Source organism: Flavobacterium sp. C3NV (genome assembly GCF_046825355.2).
In the GTDB taxonomy this organism is placed as follows: Bacteria; Bacteroidota; Bacteroidia; order Flavobacteriales; family Flavobacteriaceae; genus Flavobacterium.
The window spans coordinates 73,851-98,756 of record NZ_JBKQBJ020000016.1 but is presented as its reverse complement, the minus strand read 5'-3'; the positions used below and the strand labels follow the sequence as shown (position 1 = coordinate 98,756).

Genomic DNA, 24,906 nt, shown 5'->3' with positions numbered 1-24,906 from the left:
CGGACACAATTGTTTACTACAAAGATCAAGAACTTGTTAATTGTTTAATTACATAATTTTATTTCTTCCTTATAAAATTACAGCTTTATTATCTCGAATTTTTAGTTGTCATAACGATATAAAAACAAAAAAGCGGGAAGTTTAGATTTTCCCGCTTTCGCTAAATTACAAACCTGCAGTCCAGGTGGCACCACTAATATCTGTTAAGGTCAGGGTGTAAGCACTTTTTTGAAAATCCCATTTATTATCTATCGGAATTCGGATTTTTGCTTTCGATCCCAACGGAATCACCAAACTATGTTTACCAGGCTTTATTTTGGCTACATAATAATTGGATATTGTTTGAGGAGATAGTTGGGCTAAATCATTTCCGTCTAATTGTAAAAGGTGTTTTCCCGATTCGTTTTTAAGTGAGATACCAATTAGAAACGAACCATAAACATCAACTCCTTCTACACGAAAAACATCGAAACTTACTTCGCTACGATCAATTCTTAAATTGCTGATTTCAAGCTTTGGCTTTACCGATTTGTTATGAAGCGTTCCGTAAACCCCGCCGTGAAAATATTGGTTGGTAAACAAAGTAAGTCCAAAAATAGAAAAAGCTACAACTAAAAGTAACGGTTTATGAGAACCCAGATTTAGCTCGCCGGAACCCAATAATCGAAACCATTTTGTTTGGGTAAAAGCTGATTTTTTGGTTATAAAATAACCGTCAACAGAAAGATAATTGCTTCCGGTTAAAAACAAGGTAAATCCTGATGCTAATCCTAAAATTCCAATTTGCCATTCGTCCAGACAAGTAGTCCCAATCCAGCCCGAAGCTAATAAAATCCCTAAAGCCAACAGGAAAACACCAATACTCATCAATCGTGTAAAAAGACCCACTATTAGAGCTAAACCAACAATTCCTTCGATAATTGTAAAAGCGACCATATTAATCCATAAAGCATCAGGATGTGTAACGAGGTATTCTATAACAGGTTTTATTCCCAAGGCATTGGGTAAAAAATGGTTGAATTTTTCGCCTATATATCCGGCTTCTTCGGGAATTAATTTGTTTTCGAGGATAAGTCGCCTCCAAAAGGCCGAGAAATAAGTCCAGCCTACGACTAAACGCAAAGCTAACGGAACAAGAGAGTTCACGTCAAAAGTTTTTTGATGTTGCATGATATTGTATAAAATTTAAAAAGTAAAAAAATGTTTTAAGCAGTGTACGAAACTACTCGTGGCGCAATCTTTAGTTTTTTAAATACTATAAAAATAGGAGGGAAGCTTGTCGAACTCTTATTGAATTCAAAGGCAGGATGAATGGGTAATGCCTTATAAGCTTTGTTTTCTGTTGTTTGAAAACTAAAGTATTGTAATCCGGGAACGACAGGTGTTTGTGGAGCAGCGAATGTTTTCTTTGATGTAATTTCTTTATGAAGATAATTCACTGTACACGCGCCCTGAACAGGCAGTTGTGTCAGGCTTTTTTGAGAAAGTGCTACAGACTCGATTCCTGCAAAATGCAAAACAGATTTTTTAATATGACAATTAGAAAAAGCATAGATTAACCCCACTAAAAGCAAAAGCTGCTTTAGGTACTGTACTAAAATAATGGGTTTTTGAAATTTCATTTTATAAAAATAGTCCTTTAAAAATAAACTTTACCGTTCTATGCTTACTTTAACTCATATGTTTTGCTTTCGTAACATGATTGGATTGTTTTTTCTCCTGGTTTTCTTTTTGAAGATAGGTAATAAAAGTTAGGGGAGAAACTCCGGTAACTTTTTTAAAGGTAATTGTAAATCTGCTATGCGATAAAAATCCGCATTGATCGGCAAGATAGCTTATTTTATATTTTAAATAATTAGGATCATTTTTGAGTCGGTTAATGATATAATTGATTCGAAGTTCATTGATATAGCTGGCAAAATCCTTTGATTTATGTTTGTTGATGACATAAGATAAATAGCGTTGATTGATACTAAGTTCTGCAGCTACGGAATTTAAGGAAATATCTTTGTTGAGATACAAATTAGATTTTTCAAACTGCTTTATGCTTTCTAAAATCGTGCTTTCAGTTACCTCCGACATATACTCTTTAGCAACATCTTTCTTGGGAGAAATCTTCACTTCAGTTTCTGTCTGGTTCTCTGTTTTATTAATGAACTTTTTAATTTTATTATAATCCTGTTTTCTTTTCAATATATAAATACCAATAATAATGAGTACAATAAAAATACAGATTCCAATGATAAGATATTTGCTTTTTTGGTATTCAGATTGGGTATCAACCTGTTTTTTGCGTAGTTCTTTTATCAAGTCATCTGCAATAACTTTTCGGCTTTGCTCATCATCTTTATTGAGTTTAAGATTGAGCTCATTATAAGTGATGTATTTTTTATTATCGGTTTTTTTATAAAACTCCAACAAAGAAACATAGACTTCCTGTTTTAATGTAAAGTAATTCGAAACTTTTGCTATTTGTTCTGCTGTTTTGAAATTTGAAGTAGCATTTTTAAAATCGCCTTTAGCTATGTAGGCATTTGCAAGACCATTGTATATAAAACCTTTGAGAGGACTATTTGGTGATTGTGATGATTCGAGTCCTTTTTTGGCTTTGTTATAATAGAAAAATGCAGAATCGACTTTATGCAATGAGAGATAGTTTTTTGCTATAAGTTCTTTATTGACAGCGGTTTGAAAGTTAACATCAATACTACCTCCGGCTTTTTCAAATAATTGATTGCCTTTTTTAAGATTTACAATAGCTTTTGAAAAATCCGAAGAATACATGTAGTAGTAGGCTATTTCCTGAGACAGATTGCCCTGAAACTTATACATGTCTGTTTTATCCTCAATTTTCTTACTGATCGTAACCGCTTTCTGTAAGTATATTTTTCCTATGCTATAAATTTCGAATTCGCGGTAAAGTGTGGATAAAAAACCATTTATCCTTGCCTGCATATTGTAATTCTTGTCAATTATAGCCAGACTGTCTGCACGTTTTAATGCGGCAACTGCTTCGTTGCGAATACCGTATTGGCGCAAAAGCGTTGCTCTCAGCATACTGGATTTTATTCGCTGTGAATTATCACTTGCGATTTTATAAAGGTAATCGGTATTTTTTAAAGCTTTCTTTGGATTGGAGCCTACTAATACCTGAGCTGTTTCTGAAAAAATACTGTCAAATTTTGAATTTTGTGCGGAACTTAAGTAAGGAAAAACCACAGCTATAAATAGAATAAGAATACGTTTTAGGTGCATGTAAGTAAATTGTAATTAAAAGGTTGTATAGTGATGGTTTTTTTGATGATTTTTCGCTTAATGATACAAGTTATATCAAATTTTAAGAAAAATACTATGATTTCTATCAATGCAGTGCAGCAAATCATTGTGATGGGCAAAGTAGTTATTTTTTTTGATAAAAGTCAAGACTTTCTGAAATAGTAACAACTTATAATCATTACGTTACAAAACACTTAAGAAATAATAATGTTGAGAATAACTTCTGTTTTTAGCGCTAAATCATAGGTAATTTCAAAAACGAAGAGCTTATGCAAATATAATTTTTTTGGTAGATTTTTTATTGATAAACTTCACAAGAAGGCCATTTAATTTCTTTATAAAAATGCTCTTTGCTCTATTTTTTTTCTAATAAAAATGGATTCTTTGTGGCATAATGATCCAAAACTTTTGAATTGACTCTCGTATAATTACTTTTCAAATCCTGATTACGGCTAAAATGACAATTCTATTCGTCAAAGTGCTTTAAAAATCGTTTAACCGCAACTATCTGTTTGTTAAATGATTATCTGTTTTTTCCTGAACAGATATTTTCTCTATTACGTAATCGAAAAAGGAATGGTCCCTTTAGAGGAAGCTCTAATCTCTACTTTCGCACCCAAAATCAAAATATATCTGGAATAATAATTCAAATGATAACTATGAGAAAAAAATTACCCAAAAAACTACTCTTTTTAGTTTTGTTTCTTTTTTTTGTATTTAAGGGAAATGCCCAATACGCAACCAGTCATTATATAGCACCATCACCCTGGCAATATTGGAGTAATGCAAATGAAATTGTACTTACGACCGAATCGACCACAACGGTCACGGTAACCTTAAAGAAAAGTGACGGTACATTACTTACAACCCGAACGCTTACTTCGGCCGCGCCTAATGTATATCGTTTCGCTGGTTCGCCATGGTTATTAAATAGTAACCCTGTTAATACTATTCAGGACGATAGAGGTTTAATAGTAGAATGTACAGGTGGAAAAGTATCTGTAAATCTTAGAAATGTAGCTTCAGATCAGGCTAGTTCCGGTGGTGGAGATACTAATGGTTCCACCATTAAAGGAAATGCTTCTTTGGTTAGTTTTGGTAATGAAGGCAGGGGAACTGCTTTCCGTTTGGGATATTACCGAAGTAATTTTGCAGGTATTACAGGATTTAATGGAGCCGCCAACCTTCCCGTGTATTCGGTTATGGCAATTGATGATAATACACAAGTAAAGCTAAACGGGGCCAATTTGGTGCTCTTAAATAAGGGACAAAGTTATTTATTTCAACCTACGGGTACAGGAGATTTGCTTGAAGCAAATAAACCGGTAGTAGCTAATACTGGTGCTTATACAGACACTCCGGGAGGATGTGGGGATGGAGCAGTAGATCAAATGGCACCGGTAAGTATTTTAGGAACAAAATATATTGTAGTAAGAGGTAGTGGTACGGCAGGAACAGGAGCTAATTTACCTGAACAGTCTACCATCATTGCATCTGAGGAAAATACTCAGGTTACAGTAACTAATTATGCTCCAAATGGAGCTTTTATTAATACAACAACTTTTACACTTGCAAGCGGAGGATCTTATCGTTCTATTCATCATGGCGATGCTAATAATCGTTATTCATCCTCAATAATAGAATCAAATAAACCTATTGCAGTATATTCAGGAACAGCACAATCATGTGAAGTGGATATTGCTACCGTTCTTCCGGTAGGAGGATGTTCAGGATCAAAATGGACCTCAACAAGTGAGTTTAAAGGTTATAACGGACAAGTATTGCCTTATTTTGGATTTGTTCTGGTAGAATCTCTAACAGCGATTGTTTATGTAAACGGGACTAATATTGAGAGTACAACAGGTAATCTTCGTTTCCAGTTAGGTACAACAGGAGTTTATTTAATTAGATTTGAAAACACACAAATTGGAAACCCTGCAAATATTACTGTTACTTCTTCGGCAAGAATGAATGTAGGGATTGTACAGCAAGGTGGAGGATTTTCGATGTCAGGATTCTTTTCTTCTTTTAATGAAACCCCGGCACTACCTGAAGTTACAAAAGACAGTAATGGTTGTGCGATTAACATCATAACTGCTGATCCGGGATTAGAACCATACCAATGGTATTTTGAAGGAGTGCTCATACCAGGCGCAACAAGTCAATCTATCATTCCGGAAAAAACAGGAAATTATTCGATTACCGGAACACGTGATTGTGGAGTTACAGGAAAATCGGCTGCAATATATGTTGCTGTTTGTGGAGATCGTGAAGTCACCAAAACTGTTGCAAACGGATCAGCCGCTAATGAAGTTGTATTTACGGTGGCAGCTAAAAATAACGGACCAAATGAAGACCGAAATGTTGTTGTTACGGATGCTTTACCTTCAGGGTATACTTTTGTTTCAGCTTCCCCAAGCACAGGAACTTATGATCAAAGTACCGGAATTTGGAACATTGGTAATCTTGCCGTTAATGCTGCTGCTGCCTTAAATATTACGGCGACTATAAAAACTATAGGTGGAGTTACGAACACAGCAAGTATAAAAGGTGATAATATTGATCTCACTTTGACAAATGACAGTGATAACGCAACACCTCAAGCTGAATTAAAACTGGTAAAAACAGCCAGAACAGGAGTATTTAATAAAGCCGGAGATGTAATTACTTATGATCTTGTCGTTACGAATACGGGTAAAGTACCGGTATTTAATATCAATATTACAGATGCCAATGCAGATTCGGGAAGTATTTCTCCTGCATCAGTAGCAACGCTTCTTCCGGGTGCTTCAGCAAATAGTATAGCCACCCATACTGTAACGCTTGCTGATCTTATAGCCGGTAAAGTGATTAATTCAGCCGAAGCAAAAGGTGTTGACGGTAGTAACAATCCAGTTGAAGATATATCAGGAACAGCTGCAGATAATGATAATGATACAGAAACGGAAACAAAACCTGTAATTTTTGCGGATAATGATACTGTAAATGCTATTAACAGAAATACAGGAGCAACTAATGTGATTAACATTTTTGCAAATGATAATATAAATGGGAATTCATTTGTGCCTGCTGACGTTGTTGTAACTTTGGGAACATCAGGTGTCCCTGCCGGATTAACTTTGAATACTGACGGTAGTGTTGATGTTGCAGCGGGAACAGCGGCCGGAACTTATACATTCGATTATAAGATTTGTCAGGTTGATATTCCTTTAAACTGTGCCGATGCAACTGTTACGGTAATTGTAAACACAATCGATGCTACAAACGATACTCCAAGCCCAATCAACGGAACAACAGGAGGAACAATTCCAACTGTTTTTGCAAATGATACTTTGGATGGAGTTGCATTTTTACCGGCAGATGTAACATTAACTACGTCAACAACTCTTCCAACAGGATTGACATTAAATTCAGACGGGACTATTACGGTTGATGCCAACACAGCGCCGGGAACTCACATTATTAGTTATAGTATTTGTCAGGTTGCCAATCCATTAATTTGTGATACAGCTACAACAACAGTTGTGATAACGACAATCAATGCAGATAATGATACACCAAGCCCAATCAACGGAACAACAGGAGGAACGACTCCAACTGTTTTTGCAAATGATACTTTAGATGGAGTTGCATTTTTACCGGCAGATGTTACATTAACGACTTCAACAGTTCTTCCAACAGGATTAACTTTAAATTCAGATGGAACGATAACGGTTGATGCTAACACAGCACCGGGAAGTTATCCTATTACATATTCAATTTGTCAGGTTGCCAATCCATTAATTTGTGATACAGCAATCACAACAGTAATTGTAACTACAATCGATGCTACAATCGATACACCAAATCCAATCAACGGAACAACAGGAGGAACAATTCCAACTGTTTTTGCAAATGATACTTTGGACGGAGTTGCATTTTTACCGGCTGATGTTACATTAACAACTTCAACAACTCTTCCAACAGGATTGACTTTAAATTCAGACGGAACTATTACGGTTGATGCTAATACAGCGCCTGGAACTTATCCTATAACTTATAGTATTTGTCAGGTTGCCAATCCATTAATTTGTGATACAGCAACTACAACAGTAATTATAACTACAATCGATGCTACAAACGATACACCAAATCCAATCAACGGAACAACTGGCGGAACAATCCCAACTGTTTTTGCAAATGATACTTTGGATGGAGTCGCATTTTTACCGACAGATGTAACACTTACAACATCAACAGTTCTTCCAACAGGATTGACTTTAAATTCAGATGGAACGATAACGGTTGATGCTAATACAGCACCGGGAACTTATCCTATTACTTATAGTATTTGTCAGGTTGCCAATCCATTAATTTGTGATACAGCAACTACTACAGTAATTGTAACTACAATCGATGCTACAAATGATACGCCAAGTCCAATCAACGGAACAACAGGAGGAACTATCCCAACTGTTTTTGGAAATGATACTTTGGATGGAGTTGTATTTTTACCGACAGATGTTACATTAACGACTTCGACAACTCTTCCAACAGGATTGACTTTAAATTCAGATGGAACTATTACAGTTGATCCTAACACAACACCGGGAACTTATCCTATAACTTATAGTATTTGTCAGGTTGCTAACCCATTGATTTGTGATACAGCAACCACAACAGTAATTGTAACTACAATCGATGCTACAAACGATACACCAAATCCAATCAACGGAACAACAGGCGGAACGATTCCAACTGTTTTTGCAAATGATACTTTGGATGGAGTTGCATTTTTACCTACAGATGTTACATTAACGACTTCAACAGTTCTTCCAACAGGATTGACTTTAAATTCAGACGGAACTATTACAGTTGACGCTAATACAGCACCGGGAACTTATCCTATTACTTATAGTATTTGTCAGGTTGCTAATCCATTAATTTGTGATACAGCAACTACTACAGTAATTGTAACTACAATCGATGCTTCAAATGATACACCAAGTCCAATCAACGGGACAACTGGCGGAACAATCCCAACTGTTTTTGCAAATGATACTTTGGATGGAGTTGCATTTTTACCGACAGATGTTACATTAACGACTTCGACAGTTCTTCCAACAGGATTAACTTTAAATTCAGACGGAACTATTACCGTTGATGCTAACACAGCGCCTGGAACTTATCCTATTACATATTCAATTTGTCAAGTTGCCAATCCATTGATTTGTGATACAGCTACAAAAACTGTAATTATAACTACAATCGATGCGAATAACGATACACCATCACCAATCAACGGAACAACGGGAGGAACAATCCCAACTGTTTTTGCAAATGATACTTTGGATGAAGTTGCATTTTTACCGACAGATGTTACATTAACGACTTCGATAACTCTTCCGACAGGATTGACATTAAATTCAGACGGAACTATTACGGTTGATGCTAATACAGTGCCTGGAACTTATCCTATAACTTATAGTATTTGTCAGGTTGCCAATCCCTTGATTTGTGATACAGCTACAATAGATGTTATAGTTCAGGTGCCTACTATAGAAGTTATCAAAAAAGGAACTTTTAATGATGTCAATGGCGATGGCTTTGCTCAAAAAGGAGAAACGATTACTTATAATTTTTCAGTAGTAAATACGGGAACAATGCAATTAACCAATGTTGTGGTAACCGATCCAATGGTTACTGTAACTGGCGGACCAATTGCAGTATTAAATGTTGGCACAAAAGACGATACCACTTTCAGCGCGACTTATGTAATCACACAGGCAGATGTTGATGCAGGAGCTATAAACAATCAGGCTTTGGTAACAGCAACTCCAATTGTTGGAGCTCCAATATCTAATTTATCAGATAGCAATGACCCTGCGTTACCAGGGAAAAATGATTCAACAATAACGAAGTTATCTCAGAATCCTGGTTTAAAATTATTGAAACACGGTATATTTGAAGATGCAAATCATGACGGATCAGTAAGTGAAGGCGACCGTATTAATTATGTTTTTAGAGTAATCAATACAGGAAATGTTACCATCAAAGATATTGTAGTAACTGATCCTATGGTTACAGTTACAGGCGGACCAATTTCACTGGAACCACTAGCTTTTGATACAACAACTTTTACAGCAAGTTATGTACTTACGCAATCAGATATCGATTTGGGAGCAGTGTATAATTTAGCTCTGGTTACCGGAAATGATCCAAATGGAGTAAGTATCGATAATGATTCTGAAGATATTTCACCATTAACTCCACAAGATAAATTTTACGAGCCTGCTTGTCCTACTTGTACCGTTACTACTTTGGAACAAAAATCAGGAATTGCCTTAGTTAAAACAGCGGTATTTAATGATGAAAACAATAATAAAAATGCCGAAGCAGGTGAAACCATAACATATAGTTTTCTTGTTACCAATACAGGAAATGTGAGGCTAACAAATGTTGTTATCAACGATCCGTTGCCAGGAATTGTTATGACAGGAGGACCAATCTCGTTATCTCCGGGAGAAAGTGATAATATTAGTTTTAAAGGAATTTATGCTTTAAAACAAAGTGATATCAATACAGGAAAAGTTTCTAATCAGGCTTTTGTAACGGCAAAAAATCCTCTGGGTGTTACTGTAAGTGATGCTTCTGATGATAATGATAACTCAGGAAATAATCCAACTGTTTCACAAATAGAAGGCTGCATAATCAAAATCTTTAATGCGATGTCTCCAAATGGAGATACCAAAAACGAACGCTTCTACATTCAGGGCTTAGAATGTTATCCTGACAATACAGTTGAGATCTACAACCGTTGGGGAGTTTTGGTGTTCGAGCGTGAGAATTATAATAACGAAGAACGTGCTTTTAGAGGAATGTCTGAAGGACGCACAACAGTAAAACAATCAGACGGATTACCGGTTGGAACGTATTACTATATTCTTAAGTACAAAGACAGCGATTCAAACGCACATCAGGAAGCAGGATATTTATACCTGAGTAAATAATAGTTAGAACAAATTAAAATGGCTTAGTCTCTAAAAGCTAAGCCATTATTAAAAGAAAAATAAATGAGAAAATTAGTTTTAGTTTTTATGTTTTTTTCCGCTGTAGGATTTGCACAACAAGACGCACAGTACACACAATACATGTACAACACCATCAATATAAACCCTGCTTATGCGGGTTCAAGAGGAGCATTGAGCATCTTTGGTTTGTACCGTACCCAATGGGTAGGACTTGACGGAGCACCTGAAACCAGCAGCTTTTCAGTAAATACGCCACTTAGTAATAGTAATCTTGGACTTGGAGTTTCGCTGGTAAACGATAAAATCGGACCAACAAATGAAAATACCATATCGGCAGATTTGTCTTATACCGTTCCAACCTCTGAAACCTTCAAACTATCTTTTGGTATCAAGGCGACAGGAAACCTTTTTAGTCTTGATGTAAACAAACTGCAGCCAGAACATCAGGGTGATCCTCAATTTCAGGATCTCAACAGCAAATTCTCGCCAAATGTTGGGGCAGGAGTATACTGGCATTCAGATAAAGCGTACATAGGATTATCGGTACCCAATTTTATCGAAACCAATAGATATGATGATAATGATACAGCGATCTTCAAAGACAAAATCAACTATTATTTAATAGCAGGTTATGTATTCGATTTAGATCCTTACATTAAATTCAAACCGGCAGTACTGACCAAAATGGTCGAAGGATCCCCGCTTCAAGTAGACCTTTCGGCAAACTTTATGTTCAATGATAAATTCGTAGCAGGTTTAGCCTATCGATGGAGCGCTGCATTAAGTGCAATGGCTGGATTTCAGGTAACCGACGGATTGTTTATTGGATATTCTTATGATCGCGAAACAACGAGATTAAATAATTATAATTCAGGTTCACATGAGATATTCCTGCGATTCGAATTCTTCAATAATTATAGCCGTATCACTTCACCAAGATTCTTCTAAATCCTTCAAAGATGAAAATTAAACATATAGTTTCTTCCATTTTTTTAGCACTTATAGCGCTAAAAGGAAACGCGCAAACAGCTAGTCAGAATAAAGCAGATAAAGATTATACCCAATATGCTTATATTGATGCAATTGGAACTTATGAAAGAGTTGCAGAAAAAGGATATAAAGATGAAACCATGTTTCAGCGATTAGGTAATGCTTATTATTTTAATGGCGAATTAATTAAGGCTGCCAAATGGTACGATGCCCTTTTTGAAATGAATGCAGAGCAGGAACCGGAATATTATTACCGCTATGCACAAACTTTAAAAGCAATGGGAGATTACGCTAAAGCGGATAAAATCCTCGAAGCCTTCAATAAAAAAACGGCAACAGATAAGAGAGGTATTTTATTCGAAAATAATAAAAACTATCTCGAGCAAATAAAAGCCAATTCAGGAAGGTTCGAAATTGCGAATGCCGGAATAAATTCGAAGCAAACGGATTACGGAAGTGCATATTACAACGACAAAATTGTCTTTGCATCTGCCAGAGATACAGGAGGTGTAAGTAGAAAGACATTTAAATGGACCAATAAAGCGTTTACCAATTTATATTTGGCGGAATTAAAAGCAGATGGAACATTAGGAGAACCGGAACGTTTTCAAAAGAAAATCAATTCTAAGTTCAACGAATCGACACCTGTTTTTACTAAAGATGGAAAAACAATGTATTTTACAAGAAACAACTATCTTAAAGGAAAAAGAGGCAGAGACGATCAGAAAATTACATTGCTTAAGCTTTATAAGGCAGAATTTATTAAGGATAAATGGATGAATATAACTGAACTACCTTTTAATAGCAACCAATACAGTACGGCACATCCCGCACTTAGCAATGATGAAAAAAAGTTGTATTTCGCCTCTGATATGCCCGGAACATTAGGACAATCTGATTTGTATAGCGTAACCATAAACGATGATAAAACATTTGGCAAACCCGAAAATCTGGGACCTGCCATTAATACCGAAGGAAGAGAAACTTTCCCGTTTATAGCTGCAGACAATCAATTGTATTTTGCCAGTGACGGAAGACCAGGATTAGGCGGCCTTGACGTATTTGTATCAACAATCAAAAACGATGATACTTTTACAGCAGTGCAAAACGTAGGTGCACCAATAAACAGTAAACAAGATGATTTTGCCTTTATCATCAATAGCGAAACCAGCAACGGATTTTTCTCTTCTAACAGAGAGGGCGGAATTGGAAACGATGATATTTACAAAATTACCGAAACAAGAAAATTGCTTTGCGAGCAAAAACTAAAAGCAACAATTGTTGATTTAGAAACCAATAAAATTCTGGACAATGCCAAAGTAACTTTGCTTGACGAACAATTTAAAGTTATTGATGAGGTTGTTACACAAGCAGATGGAAGTTTTACATTTAATGTAGAATGCACTAAAAAATACTATGTTAGAGCCACAAAAGAAGACTACGAAACCAAAGAAGTTCCGGTAACTATAACAGGAGAAGCAGGCGAAACAAGTGTTGTAGTGGCACTAGAAAAACGAATTAAACCAATAGGGGTAGGAACTGATTTGGCCAAAACGCTCAACATACCTATTATCTATTTTGATTTGGATAAATCTTTCATTCGTAAAGATGCAGCTTTTGAACTGGAAAAAATTCTGGCAGTAATGAAACAATATCCAAAGATGAAAATCGATGTTCGTTCTCATACAGATAGTAGACAAACTGCAGAATACAATATCGCCTTATCCAACAGAAGAGCCAAAGCAACCGTGCAATGGCTAACAAAAAATGGTATCGCTTCAAATCGATTAACCGGAAAAGGATATGGCGAGAGTCAGCTGATAAATAATTGTGCAGATGGAGTTTCTTGTACAGAAGCTGAACATCAGTTAAACAGACGAAGTGAGTTTATCATTATTGCAATAGAATAATATCCAATAAAAAAGTTTTCAATAAAATGCCCTTTCTAAAATTTTAGAAAGGGCATTTTATTTTTATAGTACATGGATAAAAGTATAATGATTATTTGAGAAGGCATTCAATAACAAAATAACGAGAAAGTAATTAGCTCATAACGCATTGAATACTTATAGGTGTTTTGAGGTTAAAAAAGAGTATTATTTATTTTTTGATGTAATTTTCTGTTAAATAATTAACTGATTTGCTAAATGAGGATGCTTTTATTAAAAAGAGGATAATATAGTATTATGATGTGGTAATATCAACAATTTTGTTAACTCCAATTTAACATAATTTTACAAGTGTTAAAAATACACTAACCAAATAGTTAAAATTATGAAACCAACCACGCATGTTTTTAAAAGTACTGCAACATCCTCTTACAGAGAAAAGATGTTCTTTACGATTTTGTTTTTGTTTGTTGTTTTTAGCTCATTTTCACAACAGAAGATCAGCGGTAAAATTACAGATGCAAATAATATTCCCATACCTGGAGTATCAGTTTTAGAAAAAAATACTTCTAATGGTGCTGTAAGTGATTTTGATGGTAATTTTCAGATTACACTTAAAAATAAAGATTCAAAATTGGTTTTTAGCTATATGGGCTTTGTAACTCAGGAAATTGCTGTTTTGAATAAGAGTCAGATAAATGTAGCGCTCCAGGACAGTAAAGAAGAATTAAACGAAGTAGTTGTTGTAGGATACGGAACTCAGAAAAAATCAAGAGTTACGAGTGCTATAGCCAGTGTAAAAGAAAAAGATTTTACAAGAGGAGCTATTAATGATGCTTCGGATCTTATCAAAGGTAAAGTTGCAGGTCTTAGTATTAATAACGGCTCAGGAGATCCGGGATCAACCCCCAATATTACATTACGTGGATTCTCTACTCTAAAAGGAGGAACAGGCCCTTTGGTCTTAATTAATGGTGTACCCGGAAGTATTGATACGGTATCGCCAAATGAAATTGCGTCAATAGATGTTTTAAAAGATGCTTCGGCAGCAGCTATTTATGGAACCAGAGGAGCGAATGGAGTAATTCTTATTACAACAAAAACAGTAAATAGCGAAATAGCGCCAACAATTACGTACTCAACATTTGCTACAACATCTAATTTTGCGAACAAGGCTAAATTTTTAGATGCCAGTCAACAAAGAAGTTTGCGTGCACAAGGAGTTACCTTACCTTTTACTGATGGTGGTGCCAGTACAGATTGGTTAGATGAAATCTCGAGAACAGGATTTACTCAAAATCATAATTTAGCTTTAAAAGGCGGAACTGCTAAAACAAATTACATAGTAAACCTTAACTATGTAGATCAAACAGGGGCTTTTACTAATACGTATAATAAAGAATATCGATTTTCATTTGATGTTAATCATACCATGTTCAACGATAAGTTAAAGATCAACTTGAGCTTACTAAACGGTACACAAGATATGGGTATTGATGAGGGTATTGCTGCCTATGCTTACAGACAGGCAATGATCAGAAATCCTACCGCTCCTGTATATAACCCAAATGGTACTTATAACGAAGATCCTAACAAACTTCAGTATTACAACCCGGTGGCGATTTTAAACGAAACGACACAGGACAGAAATAGTACATGGCAAAGATTTACGGCTAATCTTACTTTGGATTTATTGCCGGGATGGGATGTAAGTGCGCAGCTTTCAAAAAATAAAAATACAGGTTTAACAGGATATGCTGAAACCAAACAACATTATTCAAATACCATAAATAAAAGAAATGGAGTTGCCTCAAGAAGTACAGGAGTTACAGATAATGATTATGTAGAAATTACATCAAAATACCATAAAGATTTAGGCAGGCATGATTTTACGGTATTAGGCGGTTATAGTTATCAATATACTGTAAATGAAGGATTTTCTGCCCGTAATTCTGATTTTCCAACAGATGCATTTTCATATAATAATTTAGACGCAGGAAATGGTTTGTCAGATGGTACTGCATCTATCGATAGTTATAAAAATGATAGTAAATTAATCGGATTCTTTGGCAGGCTTAATTATAATTTTGATAATAAATACGATTTGTTATTTAGTATCAGACGAGAAGGTTCTTCTAAGTTTGGAGACAATCACAAATGGGGTAATTTTCCAGCGGTTTCTGCAGGATGGAGCATCAATAAAGAGTCTTTTCTTAAAGATGTTACTGCTATAAATACTTTAAAATTAAGAGGAGGTTACGGAGAAACAGGAGTAATACCTAATGATCCTTATATGTCTATGACCTTGTATAATTATGAAGGCTATTTCTTTAGTAACGGAAAATGGGTCAAAGGTTTAGAGCCGGTAAGCAACCCAAATCCTGATTTACGTTGGGAGAAAACAGCCGAGGTAAATATTGGTATTGATTTTGGATTTTTCGATAACAGAATTTCAGGAAGCTTTGATGTTTATAATAAAAAAACAAGTGATATGTTATGGGATTATAATGTACCAACTCCTCCTTATTTATTCCGTCAAATTACTGCCAATGTTGGGAAAATGGAAAATAAAGGATTTGAAATTCTTTTGAATACAGTTCCTATTAGAACAAAAGACTTTAATTGGAACTCTTCAATGACTTTTTCACACAATAAAAATAAGCTGACAAGTCTTTCTAATGATTTATATAAAATTGAAGGAGATTTTTTGAATACAGGAAACACAGGAGATCCAATTTCATTTGAAACACATCGATTAGAAGTAGGACAACCAATAGGTAATTTTTGGGGACTAAAATCTGTAGATATTACTACCGATGGGAAATGGATTGTAGAATTGCCTGACGGAACTAGAAAAACACTTACCACAGAAATGTATAATGATAGTAACAAACAATATTTAGGAAATGGTATTCCGCAGTATTATGCCGGTTGGACGAATACTTTTACCTACAAAAAATTTGATTTAAGTGTTGTATTAACGGGAGCTTTCGATTTTCAAATATTAAACACACAACGTATGTTTTACGAAAATCCAACCATTGCTTATAATATGTTAGATAGTGCATATGATAAAGTGTATGATAAAGCGGTATTAAACTACAACCAAACCTACGTAAGTTATTATGTTGAACAAGGAGATTATGTAAAAGTAGATAATGTAACCTTCTCGTATAATTTTGATGTAACACCATTCAAAATTATAAATGCAATGCGATTGTATGTGTCTGGAAATAACTTAGCCACATTTACTAAATACAAAGGATTGGATCCGGAAATAAAAAGACAAGACCCTTTGTCACAAGGAATGGATAATAGAGATAAATATCCAAGTACCAGAGGTATCACACTAGGTTTAAATGTAACTTTTTAAATTAAATCAAAATGAAAAATAAAAATATAGTATATAAAATTCTTATTTCGGGCTTATTTCTTTTAGGAACAGGATGTACCAATTTAGATGAGACCGTTTATGATAAGGTAAGTGCCGAGGATACTAAATTAACTTCGGAAGATTTAGCCAGTATTGTTGCACCAGCTTACAACTCATTCAGACAAATTTATGCAGACTGGGATGCTATTTTTAACCTGTATGAAGATTCATCAGATCTAATGGTAACGCCTCAAAGAAACGGTATTGGTTGGGGAGATTATTACATTACCATGCACAAACATACCTGGGGTACTGCACTTCCTATGGCAGAGGGTAACTGGTATTATATGTTTACAGGAGTAAATAAAGTCAATAGAGCAATATACCAACTAGAGCAAATAGACGGTGTCGAAAACAAAGAAAATGTCATTCAGGAATTAAAAGCGTTAAGAGCCATTTATTATTATTTACTGCTGGATAATTTTAGAAATGTCCCTATTGTAACTTCATATATCAATCCTCCGGGATATTTACCGGTTCAAAATACAGGGAAAGAAGTATTTGATTTTGTAGAAAAGGAATTAAAAACAGCTTTACCTTATTTAAGCGATAAAAATAATTCTTCGACCTATGGTAAAATTAATCAGTGGGCTGTAAAAATGACTTTGGCAAAATTGTATCTCAATGCCGGTGTTTATTTAGGAACACCTAAATGGGATGAAGCTTTGGCTCAGGTGAATGATGTTATCAATAATGGTGGGTTTAGATTGACAAATAATTATTTGGACAATTTCATTATAAAAAATGAATTTTCAACAGAACAAATATTATCCATTCCTTTTGATCAGGTAAAAGCTCCCGGAACAAGCTGGCCGTACAGAACATTGGCAGCGGCAAGTCAGGCGACTTATGATTTGGCAGGAGGTCCATGGAACGGAACTGGCGGAATACCACAATTTATAGATACCTATGATCCGGATGACCAAAGACTAAAAGATTGTTGGTTAGGCGGAAAACAGTTTACCAGTAAAGGAGAGCCAATAATGTTAGACGATAAAGTAACACAATTTGAATATATCAATTACATGACAAGTGTTGACGGTACCGAGCCTAACGAAGGTTATAGAATGGTGAAATATGAAATTGGTCCCGGCGTTGTAGGACAAGCTAGTAATGACGTTCCTTTTTACAGATTAGCAGATGCTATGATGATCAAAGCAGAGTGCCTGTTAAGAAAAGGTGATGCTGGCGGAGCCGCAGCCATTGTTACTGAAGTAAGACAAAGAAATTTTAAAAACACCAATCCTGCCAAAGCTGTAGTATCAGGCGCAAAACTTTTAGGCGGAAGTGTCTATAAATACGGAACTTATCAGGCCGGAGTGATTACAAATTACGAAGGAGGTGCAGATATCCAGTACGGCGGTTTCCTTGACGAATTAGCATGGGAATTTGTTGGAGAAGCACACAGAAGACAAGATTTAATACGATTTGGAATATACTCAACAAAATCCTGGTTTTCTAAAAAAGGTGATGCAGCAGATAGTTTTAGAGCTATTTTCCCAATCCCACAGTCAGAAATGGCTAAAAACAGTAATTTAAAACAAAATCCTGGTTATTAAATTAATATGAAGATTTTACAAGTTGGTTGCTTGTAATTATAAGTGTGTGAAAAGCTGTTCCTTGTTTAGGAATGGCTTTTCATTTTTTAGTTATTATTCAAATAACCACAATCATTGTCAGGCTGAGCGAAGTCGAAGGGCGTTTCAATTGGAACCTGGGCTTCGACTCCGCTCAGCCTGACAATAGAATATAGACTTTTGGTTGAAAAAACAAACATTTAACATAACCCTCGTGTGTCACCCTGAGCGAAGTCGAAGGGCGCTCCAATTGAAACATGAGCTTCTCCCGAAGTCTCGGGACGCTCAGCCTGACAATATGATAATCACTTTTGGGTTAAAAGTTTTTTAGATTAAAATTATAGGCTAACAAAAAATAAAATCTGCTCAATCTGCAAGATCTGCGTGAAACAAATCTCCACAAGAAACTCACACAAAGTATTTCAAAAATTGTCGAGCGACTAACGGAGATCCCTCGTTCGGGATGACAAAAATGCGCAGACAACTACAGGCTTTAGCCAAAATGTAAATATTTAGCTAAAGCCTTATTTTCTTGACAATTTATAAAAACAAGTTAAATAAAAACTTTGCGCCTTTGCGTCTTTGCGCGATTAAAAAAAATCTGCGTGAAACAAAACTTAAAACTGCGCACGATAATGCGAAGGCGAAATTCCTTTCAACTCCTTAAACTTTCTGTTGAAATTAGCAATATCCTGAAAACCGCAAAGTTCAGAAACAGAAGCAATCGAAAGATCTTTTTTATTGTGAAGTAATTTACAGGCATTTTCAATTCTGATTTCAATCAAAAACTGAAAAAAAGTCTTGTTGGTTCGTTTTTTAAAATAACGGCAAAAAGCATTTTTACTCATATTCGCTTTTTCTGCCACTTCATCAAGAGTAATATTCTGGTGATAAAATTCGATCGCATATTCAAAAACAGCACTCATTCTGCGACCTTCATCATCAGTATATTTCTTTTTATAAACAAAAGAAGAAAGAGGCGTTTTCTCCGAAGAAACAATAATATTTATAATTTTTAAGAAAGAAGCAATACGCTGAATTTTGTTTTGTTTTTTTAGTTTATTAAAATGGTGTGTAATTTTCTTTTGATTCGAAAGGATTTTCATACCATATTCAGAATCTTTAAAAAAATCATCTACAGCACTCATATCGTTCAGGCTAAAAAAATCTTTACCAAAAGAAGTTTTCGTAAAAAACAAAGTCAGCATTACCGATTCCGGACTTGCTTCCACATTACTTCTAAAAACATGAGGAACATTCTCACCAATTACCAGAATATCCTCTTCCTTATAATCATTTATAGAATCTCCCACAATTAAAGTTCCGGAACCTTTTGCAATATAACTAATCTGAATTTCTTCATGTTGGTGCAATTGATCATAGAAAACACGCTCAATATCTTCCTGATAAATGAGAGCTTCTCTTTCGGTTTTGGGTATTTTAAAAGGTAGAATTTTCAACGTTTTGTTTTTAGGATATGTAAATATTAACAAAAAAAACAGATTATACAATAGATGTGGTAATATAGTATTGATAAAGGCTAATAATCACACAGGAGCTCTTTTCTTTAAGCTTTATTTTTGATAAAAATTAAGAATATGAAAATAAATTGGGAAGGCGTAATGCCAGCTGTAACAACAAAGTTTACAGCAGAAGGTCAACTGGACCTCGTAATGTTCGAAAAGAATATTAAAGCACAAATTGATGCTGGAGTTAATGGAATCATTCTGGGAGGAACCCTGGGAGAAGCCAGTACATTGACTAAAGAAGAAAAAGAAGTTTTAATAACCAACACTTTAAGAATAGTCGACGGAAAAATTCCGGTTATTGTGAACATTGCAGAGCAAACTACTACCGAAGCCATTACTCTAGCAAAACGTGCTGAAGAGTTGGGTGTAAACGGTTTAATGCTTTTGCCGCCAATGCGATACAAAGCAACAGATCATGAAACAGTAGTTTATTTTAAAGAAATTGCCCAAAGCACGTCATTACCTATTATGATTTACAATAACCCTGTAGATTATAAAATTGAGGTGACGCTGGACATGTTTGAAGAACTTTTGAAACTAGAAAACATTCAGGCCGTAAAAGAATCTACCAGAGACATTAGCAATGTAACAAGAATCAGAAACCGTTTTGGCGATAGATTGAAGGTACTTTGCGGTGTAGATACTTTGGCACTTGAAAGTTTGGTGGCTGGAGCTGATGGTTGGGTTGCCGGATTAGTAGTAGCATATCCTGCAGAAACAGTAGCCATTTACAAACTGGTAAAAGCCGGAAAAGTAGCCGAAGCTTTAGAAATTTACCGATGGTTTATGCCATTATTAGAATTGGATATTTCTCCGCAATTGGTACAAAATATCAAATTGGCCGAAGTAGCGACAGGACTTGGAACAGAAAATGTAAGAGCGCCAAGATTACCATTACAGGGATCAGAAAGAGAACGTGTTTTATCGATCATTGATTTGGCGATGAAAAACAGACCCGTATTGCCGGCATATAAAAGTATTTAATTAAAGTTTAAAAGAAAGCGATGACTACAGGAAAAAATTATATTGGAGATGTGCTTTCCGCAAAAGGTAAAACGACCTATAAAACAATAAATCCGGAACAAAATTCTGAGAATGAAACTGTTTTTTATGAAGCTACAGAAGAAGAAATTTCAGAAGCCGTAGCACTAGCTGAAGAAGCTTTTAAAACATATGGCACAATTGCAGATGTTAAAAAAGCCGATTTTCTGGACGCAATTGCCGAAGAAATTGAAGCCCTTGGCGAAGATTTATTAGCGACTTATATTCAGGAATCAGGTCTTCCTGCCGGAAGAGCAAATGGCGAACGCGGCAGAACAACCGGACAACTTAGAGCATTTGCAACGATGTTGAGAGAAGGTTCCTGGATAGAAGCCATCATTAATAAAACAGAAGGTAAACCCGATATTCGAAGATTGCAGATTCCACTTGGTCCTGTAGTCGTTTTTGGAGCCAGTAATTTTCCGCTAGCATTTTCTACTGCCGGCGGAGACACCGCCAGCGCATTGGCCGCGGGTTGTCCTGTAGTGGTAAAATCGCATCCGCTACATGCGGGAACAGGTGAATTAGTAGCTTCGGCAGTTATAAAAGCAGCCAAAAGAACCGGAATGCCAAATGGTGTATTTTCAAACCTGAACAGTCACGGTATAGAAGTAGGCGTAGCGTTGGTCGAAAATCCATCAGTGAAAGCAGTTGGTTTTACCGGAAGTATAAAAGGAGGTACGGCACTTTGCAAAATTGCAGCCAACAGAGCTATTCCAATTCCGGTTTATGCAGAAATGGGAAGCATCAATCCTGTTCTAATTTTACCATCGGCATTACAAACAGATGGTGAAAAATGGGCGAAAAATTATGCTGCTTCAATTGTAGCAGGTACAGGACAATTTTGTACAAATCCGGGCCTTATTTTAGGAGTAAAAAGCGCTGAGTTAGATAATTTTATTGCTATTTTAGCTTTAGAGACAGATAAAATAGACCCAACTTGCATGCTGCATCCCAATATAAAAAGCCAATACGAAAACCTGAAATCAGAAGTGCTTGGACAAGAAGGATATACGCAGAAAACCAGTTTAGAAAAAGTGGTAAAACCAAATTATGCATTGCAAAATATAATTACGGTCGACGGTGAAACCTTCTTAAACAATAAAACATTTCACAAAGAAGTTTTCGGGCCTTTTTCTGTAGTAGTTAAATGTGATGATATTCAACATCTTAATAAAATTATCTTCGATTTAGAAGGACAATTGACCGGAACAGTTTTAAATTCCGATTTGCAAGAGTTTGAAGAATTTACGGAAGTAATCGATAATCTTAAAAATAAAGTCGGAAGATTAATTTTTAATAATGTTCCAACAGGAGTAGAGGTTTGTTCAGGAATGACACACGGCGGACCTTTTCCTGCAAGTTCCGACAGTAAATTTACATCTGTAGGATTAACAGCGGTGAAAAGATGGGTTCGTCCGGTAACTTTTCAGGATTGGCCGGATCAATTATTGCCAGGCGCTTTACAGGATAAAAATCCTTTAAATATTACCAGAACCGTAAACGATATACTAACAAAGAACCCAATATAATTTATGCCAAGAAAAACCTTTTTTTGTGTAGATGCACATACGTGCGGAAATCCGGTAAGAGTGGTCGCTGGTGGTGGTCCCAATTTGGTTGGAAACAACATGAGCGAAAAACGACAACATTTTTTAAAAGAATACGACTGGATTCGTAAAGGACTTATGTTTGAACCCCGCGGTCACGACATGATGAGCGGCAGTATTTTGTATCCGCCAAGCAATCCTGAAAATGATTTCGGAATTTTGTTTATCGAAACTTCAGGTTGTTTGCCTATGTGTGGCCATGGAACCATCGGAACGATAACTATTGCGATTGAAGAAGGTTTGGTTATTCCTAAAATTCCCGGAAAAATTAAGATGGAAGCGCCTGCAGGTTTAGTGCAGATAGAATACCAGCAAACCGGCAAAAAAGTAGACTGGGTACGATTGACAAACGTAAAATCATATCTCGCAGCAGAAGGCCTTACTATTGATTGTCCGGAATTGGGAGAGATTACTTTTGATGTCGCTTACGGCGGAAACTATTATGCCATTGTAGATCCGCAGCAGAATTTCTCAGGCGTTCAGGATTTTACAGCCGGAAAAATTGTGCAGTACAGTCAGGAAGTGCGCAAACGCATCAACGAGAAATATCCAAATCTTTTTATTCATCCAGAAAATGATACCATTCGTGATGTAAGTCATATGTTATGGACAGGAGATCCTATCGATCCAACTTCATCAGGTCGAAATGCCGTTTTTTATGGAGATAAAGCTATTGATCGTTCGCCATGTGGCACCGGAACTTCGGCCAGAATTGCACAGCTTCACGCCAAAGGAAAACTAAAAAAAGGAGAAGATTATATACACGAAAGTTTTATTGGAAGTAAATTTATTGGCAGGGTAGAAGAAGAAACTTCTATAGGAAATATCAAAGCCATAGTACCAAGTATTCAGGGCTGGGCAAAAGTGTACGGTTACAATAATATCATTATCGACGAAGATGATGATCCGTACGCATTTGGTTTTCAGGTGATTTAAAAAAAATGATAATATAAAAAAATCATTGGTTTACAGAAAAACTTCTTGCCAATGATTTTTTAAATTTAGAATACTAATGAAAAAAGTAAGTATAATTGGCGGAGGGATAATAGGCTTGTGTTCAGCTTATTATTTAGCCAAAGAAGGTTATGAAGTAGTTGTTTTTGATAAATCAGATATGAGCGACGGCTGTTCTTACGGAAATGCAGGAATGATCGTTCCTTCGCATATAATTCCGCTCGCACAGCCCGGCATGATTGCGCAGGGAATAAAATGGATGTTTGACAGCCAAAGTCCGTTTTACGTAAAACCCAGACTAAACATGGATTTAATGAAATGGGGATTGCAATTCTACAAACACGCCAATTTAAAACATGTCGAAAAAGCCATGCCGGCACTTTGCGACTTATCACTTTTGAGTAAAGACTTGTATCAGGATTTTGCCAAACAAAATAATTCCTTTTTTTATGAAGAAAAAGGACTTTTGATGCTTTTTAAAACCGAAAAAACAGGCGAAGAAATTCAGCACGAAGGAATACTGGCAGAAAAATTAGGATTAGAAGTCGATTTTCTTTCAAAAGAAGAAGTTTCAAAATTAGAAACAGGAACAACTACAAATGTAATTGGTGGTGTACATTATAAAAGTGATGCACATGTTTATCCTCAAAAATTCATGCAATTCATCAAAGAAGAACTGAATAAATTAAACGTAAAAATTCATTCGCAAACCACGGTAAATGATTTTGTTTTAAAGAATAACACGGTCGCAGAAATCATCACCGATAAAGGCAATTTTCCAACAGACGAAGTAGTTTTGGCAACAGGATCGTGGAGTCCGCATATTGCTAAAAAACTGAATGTCAACATTTCGATTTTACCGGGAAAAGGATATAGTTTTACATTAAAAGATCAACACCATAAACCATCGATTCCAACCATTTTATGCGAAGGAAAAGTTGCTGTAACCCCTATGAATAATGATATTCGTTTTGGAGGAACCATGGAAATTACGCACACCAATGACACCAAAATCAATCAAAACAGACTTCAGGGAATTGTAAATTCAGTAAATGATTTTTATCCGGATTTAAAAATTGAAATACCAAAAGTAGAAGATACGTGGTTTGGTTTCAGACCTTGTACGCCTTCAGGAATGCCAATTATTGCGAGAGATAAAAAACTTAAAAATTTAACCTTAGTTACAGGACACGCCATGATGGGATTAAGTCTGGCACCTGCAACAGGCAAAATAGTAGAAGAAATCATTTCAGGGAAAACTACTTCTGTAGATACGCAAATGTTTCAACTCTAAAAAATCAGCTTCATTTTCTAACCAAACTTGAAGCTGATTTTTTTTATTTAAATAAGGATTTTGAATTGTATTAATGTTTGCTAGAAAATGTAAGAGCAAAGTTTGAACACAATCTTGTCATTTCGAGGAACGAGAAATCCTCGTAAGTAACTCGACAAAGATTGAAGACAAACTTGTTCATTTCAATCCAAGCTATAAAAAGACAAACATAATTTTCTTTGCGGAGCTTCTTGCGAGGATTTCTCGTTCCTCGAAATGACAAAAATATGTGTAAATCTTTGGCGCTACTAAATTTTGATCATT

The 24,906-nt window shown here is 35.6% G+C and carries 13 protein-coding genes; 9 read left to right on the top strand and 4 right to left on the bottom strand.

Annotated features, from left to right (window positions below):
• Window positions 1-165: 165 nt before the first annotated feature.
• Genes ACIDC4_RS19955 through ACIDC4_RS19945 form a run of 3 tightly spaced genes read right to left on the bottom strand, consistent with a single transcriptional unit; the run spans window position 166 to window position 3,255 of the window.
• The gene (locus tag ACIDC4_RS19955; RefSeq protein ID WP_412044238.1) at window positions 166-1,170 is read right to left on the bottom strand and encodes a TQO small subunit DoxD; all 1,005 of its coding nucleotides are present in this window, start codon (window positions 1,168-1,170) and stop codon (window positions 166-168) included.
• A 35-nt stretch (window positions 1,171-1,205) separates the two neighbouring features.
• A complete protein-coding gene (locus ACIDC4_RS19950) occupies window positions 1,206-1,622 on the bottom strand; it encodes a hypothetical protein (RefSeq protein ID WP_412044237.1) in 417 nt (138 codons plus the stop codon).
• 49 nt (window positions 1,623-1,671) lie between these two features.
• Entirely contained in the window at window positions 1,672-3,255 is a 1,584-nt protein-coding gene (locus ACIDC4_RS19945; protein ID WP_412044236.1) for a helix-turn-helix domain-containing protein, read from the bottom strand.
• Window positions 3,256-3,935: 680 nt separating this feature from the next.
• Between ACIDC4_RS19945 and ACIDC4_RS19940 the strand changes: the two genes are divergently transcribed.
• The 5 genes from ACIDC4_RS19940 (at window position 3,936) to ACIDC4_RS19920 (ending at window position 18,157) form a co-directional block, all read left to right on the top strand.
• Entirely contained in the window at window positions 3,936-10,265 is a 6,330-nt protein-coding gene (locus tag ACIDC4_RS19940) for a DUF7507 domain-containing protein (protein WP_412044235.1), read from the top strand.
• A gap of 63 nt (window positions 10,266-10,328) precedes the next feature.
• Window positions 10,329-11,234, top strand: coding sequence for a PorP/SprF family type IX secretion system membrane protein (locus ACIDC4_RS19935; protein WP_412044234.1), 906 nt, complete (start codon window positions 10,329-10,331; stop codon window positions 11,232-11,234).
• Window positions 11,235-11,245: 11 nt separating this feature from the next.
• A complete protein-coding gene (locus tag ACIDC4_RS19930; RefSeq protein WP_412044233.1) occupies window positions 11,246-13,186 on the top strand; it encodes an OmpA family protein in 1,941 nt (646 codons plus the stop codon).
• Between the two features lie 364 nt (window positions 13,187-13,550).
• A complete protein-coding gene (locus tag ACIDC4_RS19925) occupies window positions 13,551-16,538 on the top strand; it encodes a SusC/RagA family TonB-linked outer membrane protein (RefSeq protein ID WP_412044232.1) in 2,988 nt (995 codons plus the stop codon).
• 11 nt (window positions 16,539-16,549) lie between these two features.
• A complete protein-coding gene (locus ACIDC4_RS19920) occupies window positions 16,550-18,157 on the top strand; it encodes a RagB/SusD family nutrient uptake outer membrane protein (protein WP_412044231.1) in 1,608 nt (535 codons plus the stop codon).
• A 635-nt stretch (window positions 18,158-18,792) separates the two neighbouring features.
• Here the strand turns inward: ACIDC4_RS19920 and ACIDC4_RS19915 are convergent.
• On the bottom strand, window positions 18,793-19,635 hold the full coding sequence (locus tag ACIDC4_RS19915; protein ID WP_412044230.1) for an AraC family transcriptional regulator: 843 nt from the start codon (window positions 19,633-19,635) through the stop codon (window positions 18,793-18,795).
• Between the two features lie 138 nt (window positions 19,636-19,773).
• Here ACIDC4_RS19915 and ACIDC4_RS19910 point away from each other — a divergent pair, with 138 nt between their 5' ends.
• The 4 genes from ACIDC4_RS19910 to ACIDC4_RS19895 all read left to right on the top strand — a co-directional run bounded on the left by ACIDC4_RS19910 (window position 19,774) and on the right by ACIDC4_RS19895 (window position 24,603).
• Window positions 19,774-20,688 carry a dihydrodipicolinate synthase family protein gene (locus ACIDC4_RS19910; protein WP_412044229.1) on the top strand — a complete coding sequence of 305 codons (915 nt, stop codon included), beginning with the start codon at window positions 19,774-19,776 and terminating at the stop codon, window positions 20,686-20,688.
• A gap of 20 nt (window positions 20,689-20,708) precedes the next feature.
• Window positions 20,709-22,277, top strand: a complete 1,569-nt coding sequence (locus tag ACIDC4_RS19905; protein ID WP_412044228.1) for an aldehyde dehydrogenase (NADP(+)) — start codon at window positions 20,709-20,711, stop codon at window positions 22,275-22,277.
• A gap of 3 nt (window positions 22,278-22,280) precedes the next feature.
• Window positions 22,281-23,291, top strand: a complete 1,011-nt coding sequence (locus ACIDC4_RS19900; protein WP_412044227.1) for a 4-hydroxyproline epimerase — start codon at window positions 22,281-22,283, stop codon at window positions 23,289-23,291.
• Between the two features lie 76 nt (window positions 23,292-23,367).
• Entirely contained in the window at window positions 23,368-24,603 is a 1,236-nt protein-coding gene (locus ACIDC4_RS19895; RefSeq protein ID WP_412044226.1) for an NAD(P)/FAD-dependent oxidoreductase, read from the top strand.
• Window positions 24,604-24,906 lie beyond the last annotated feature (303 nt).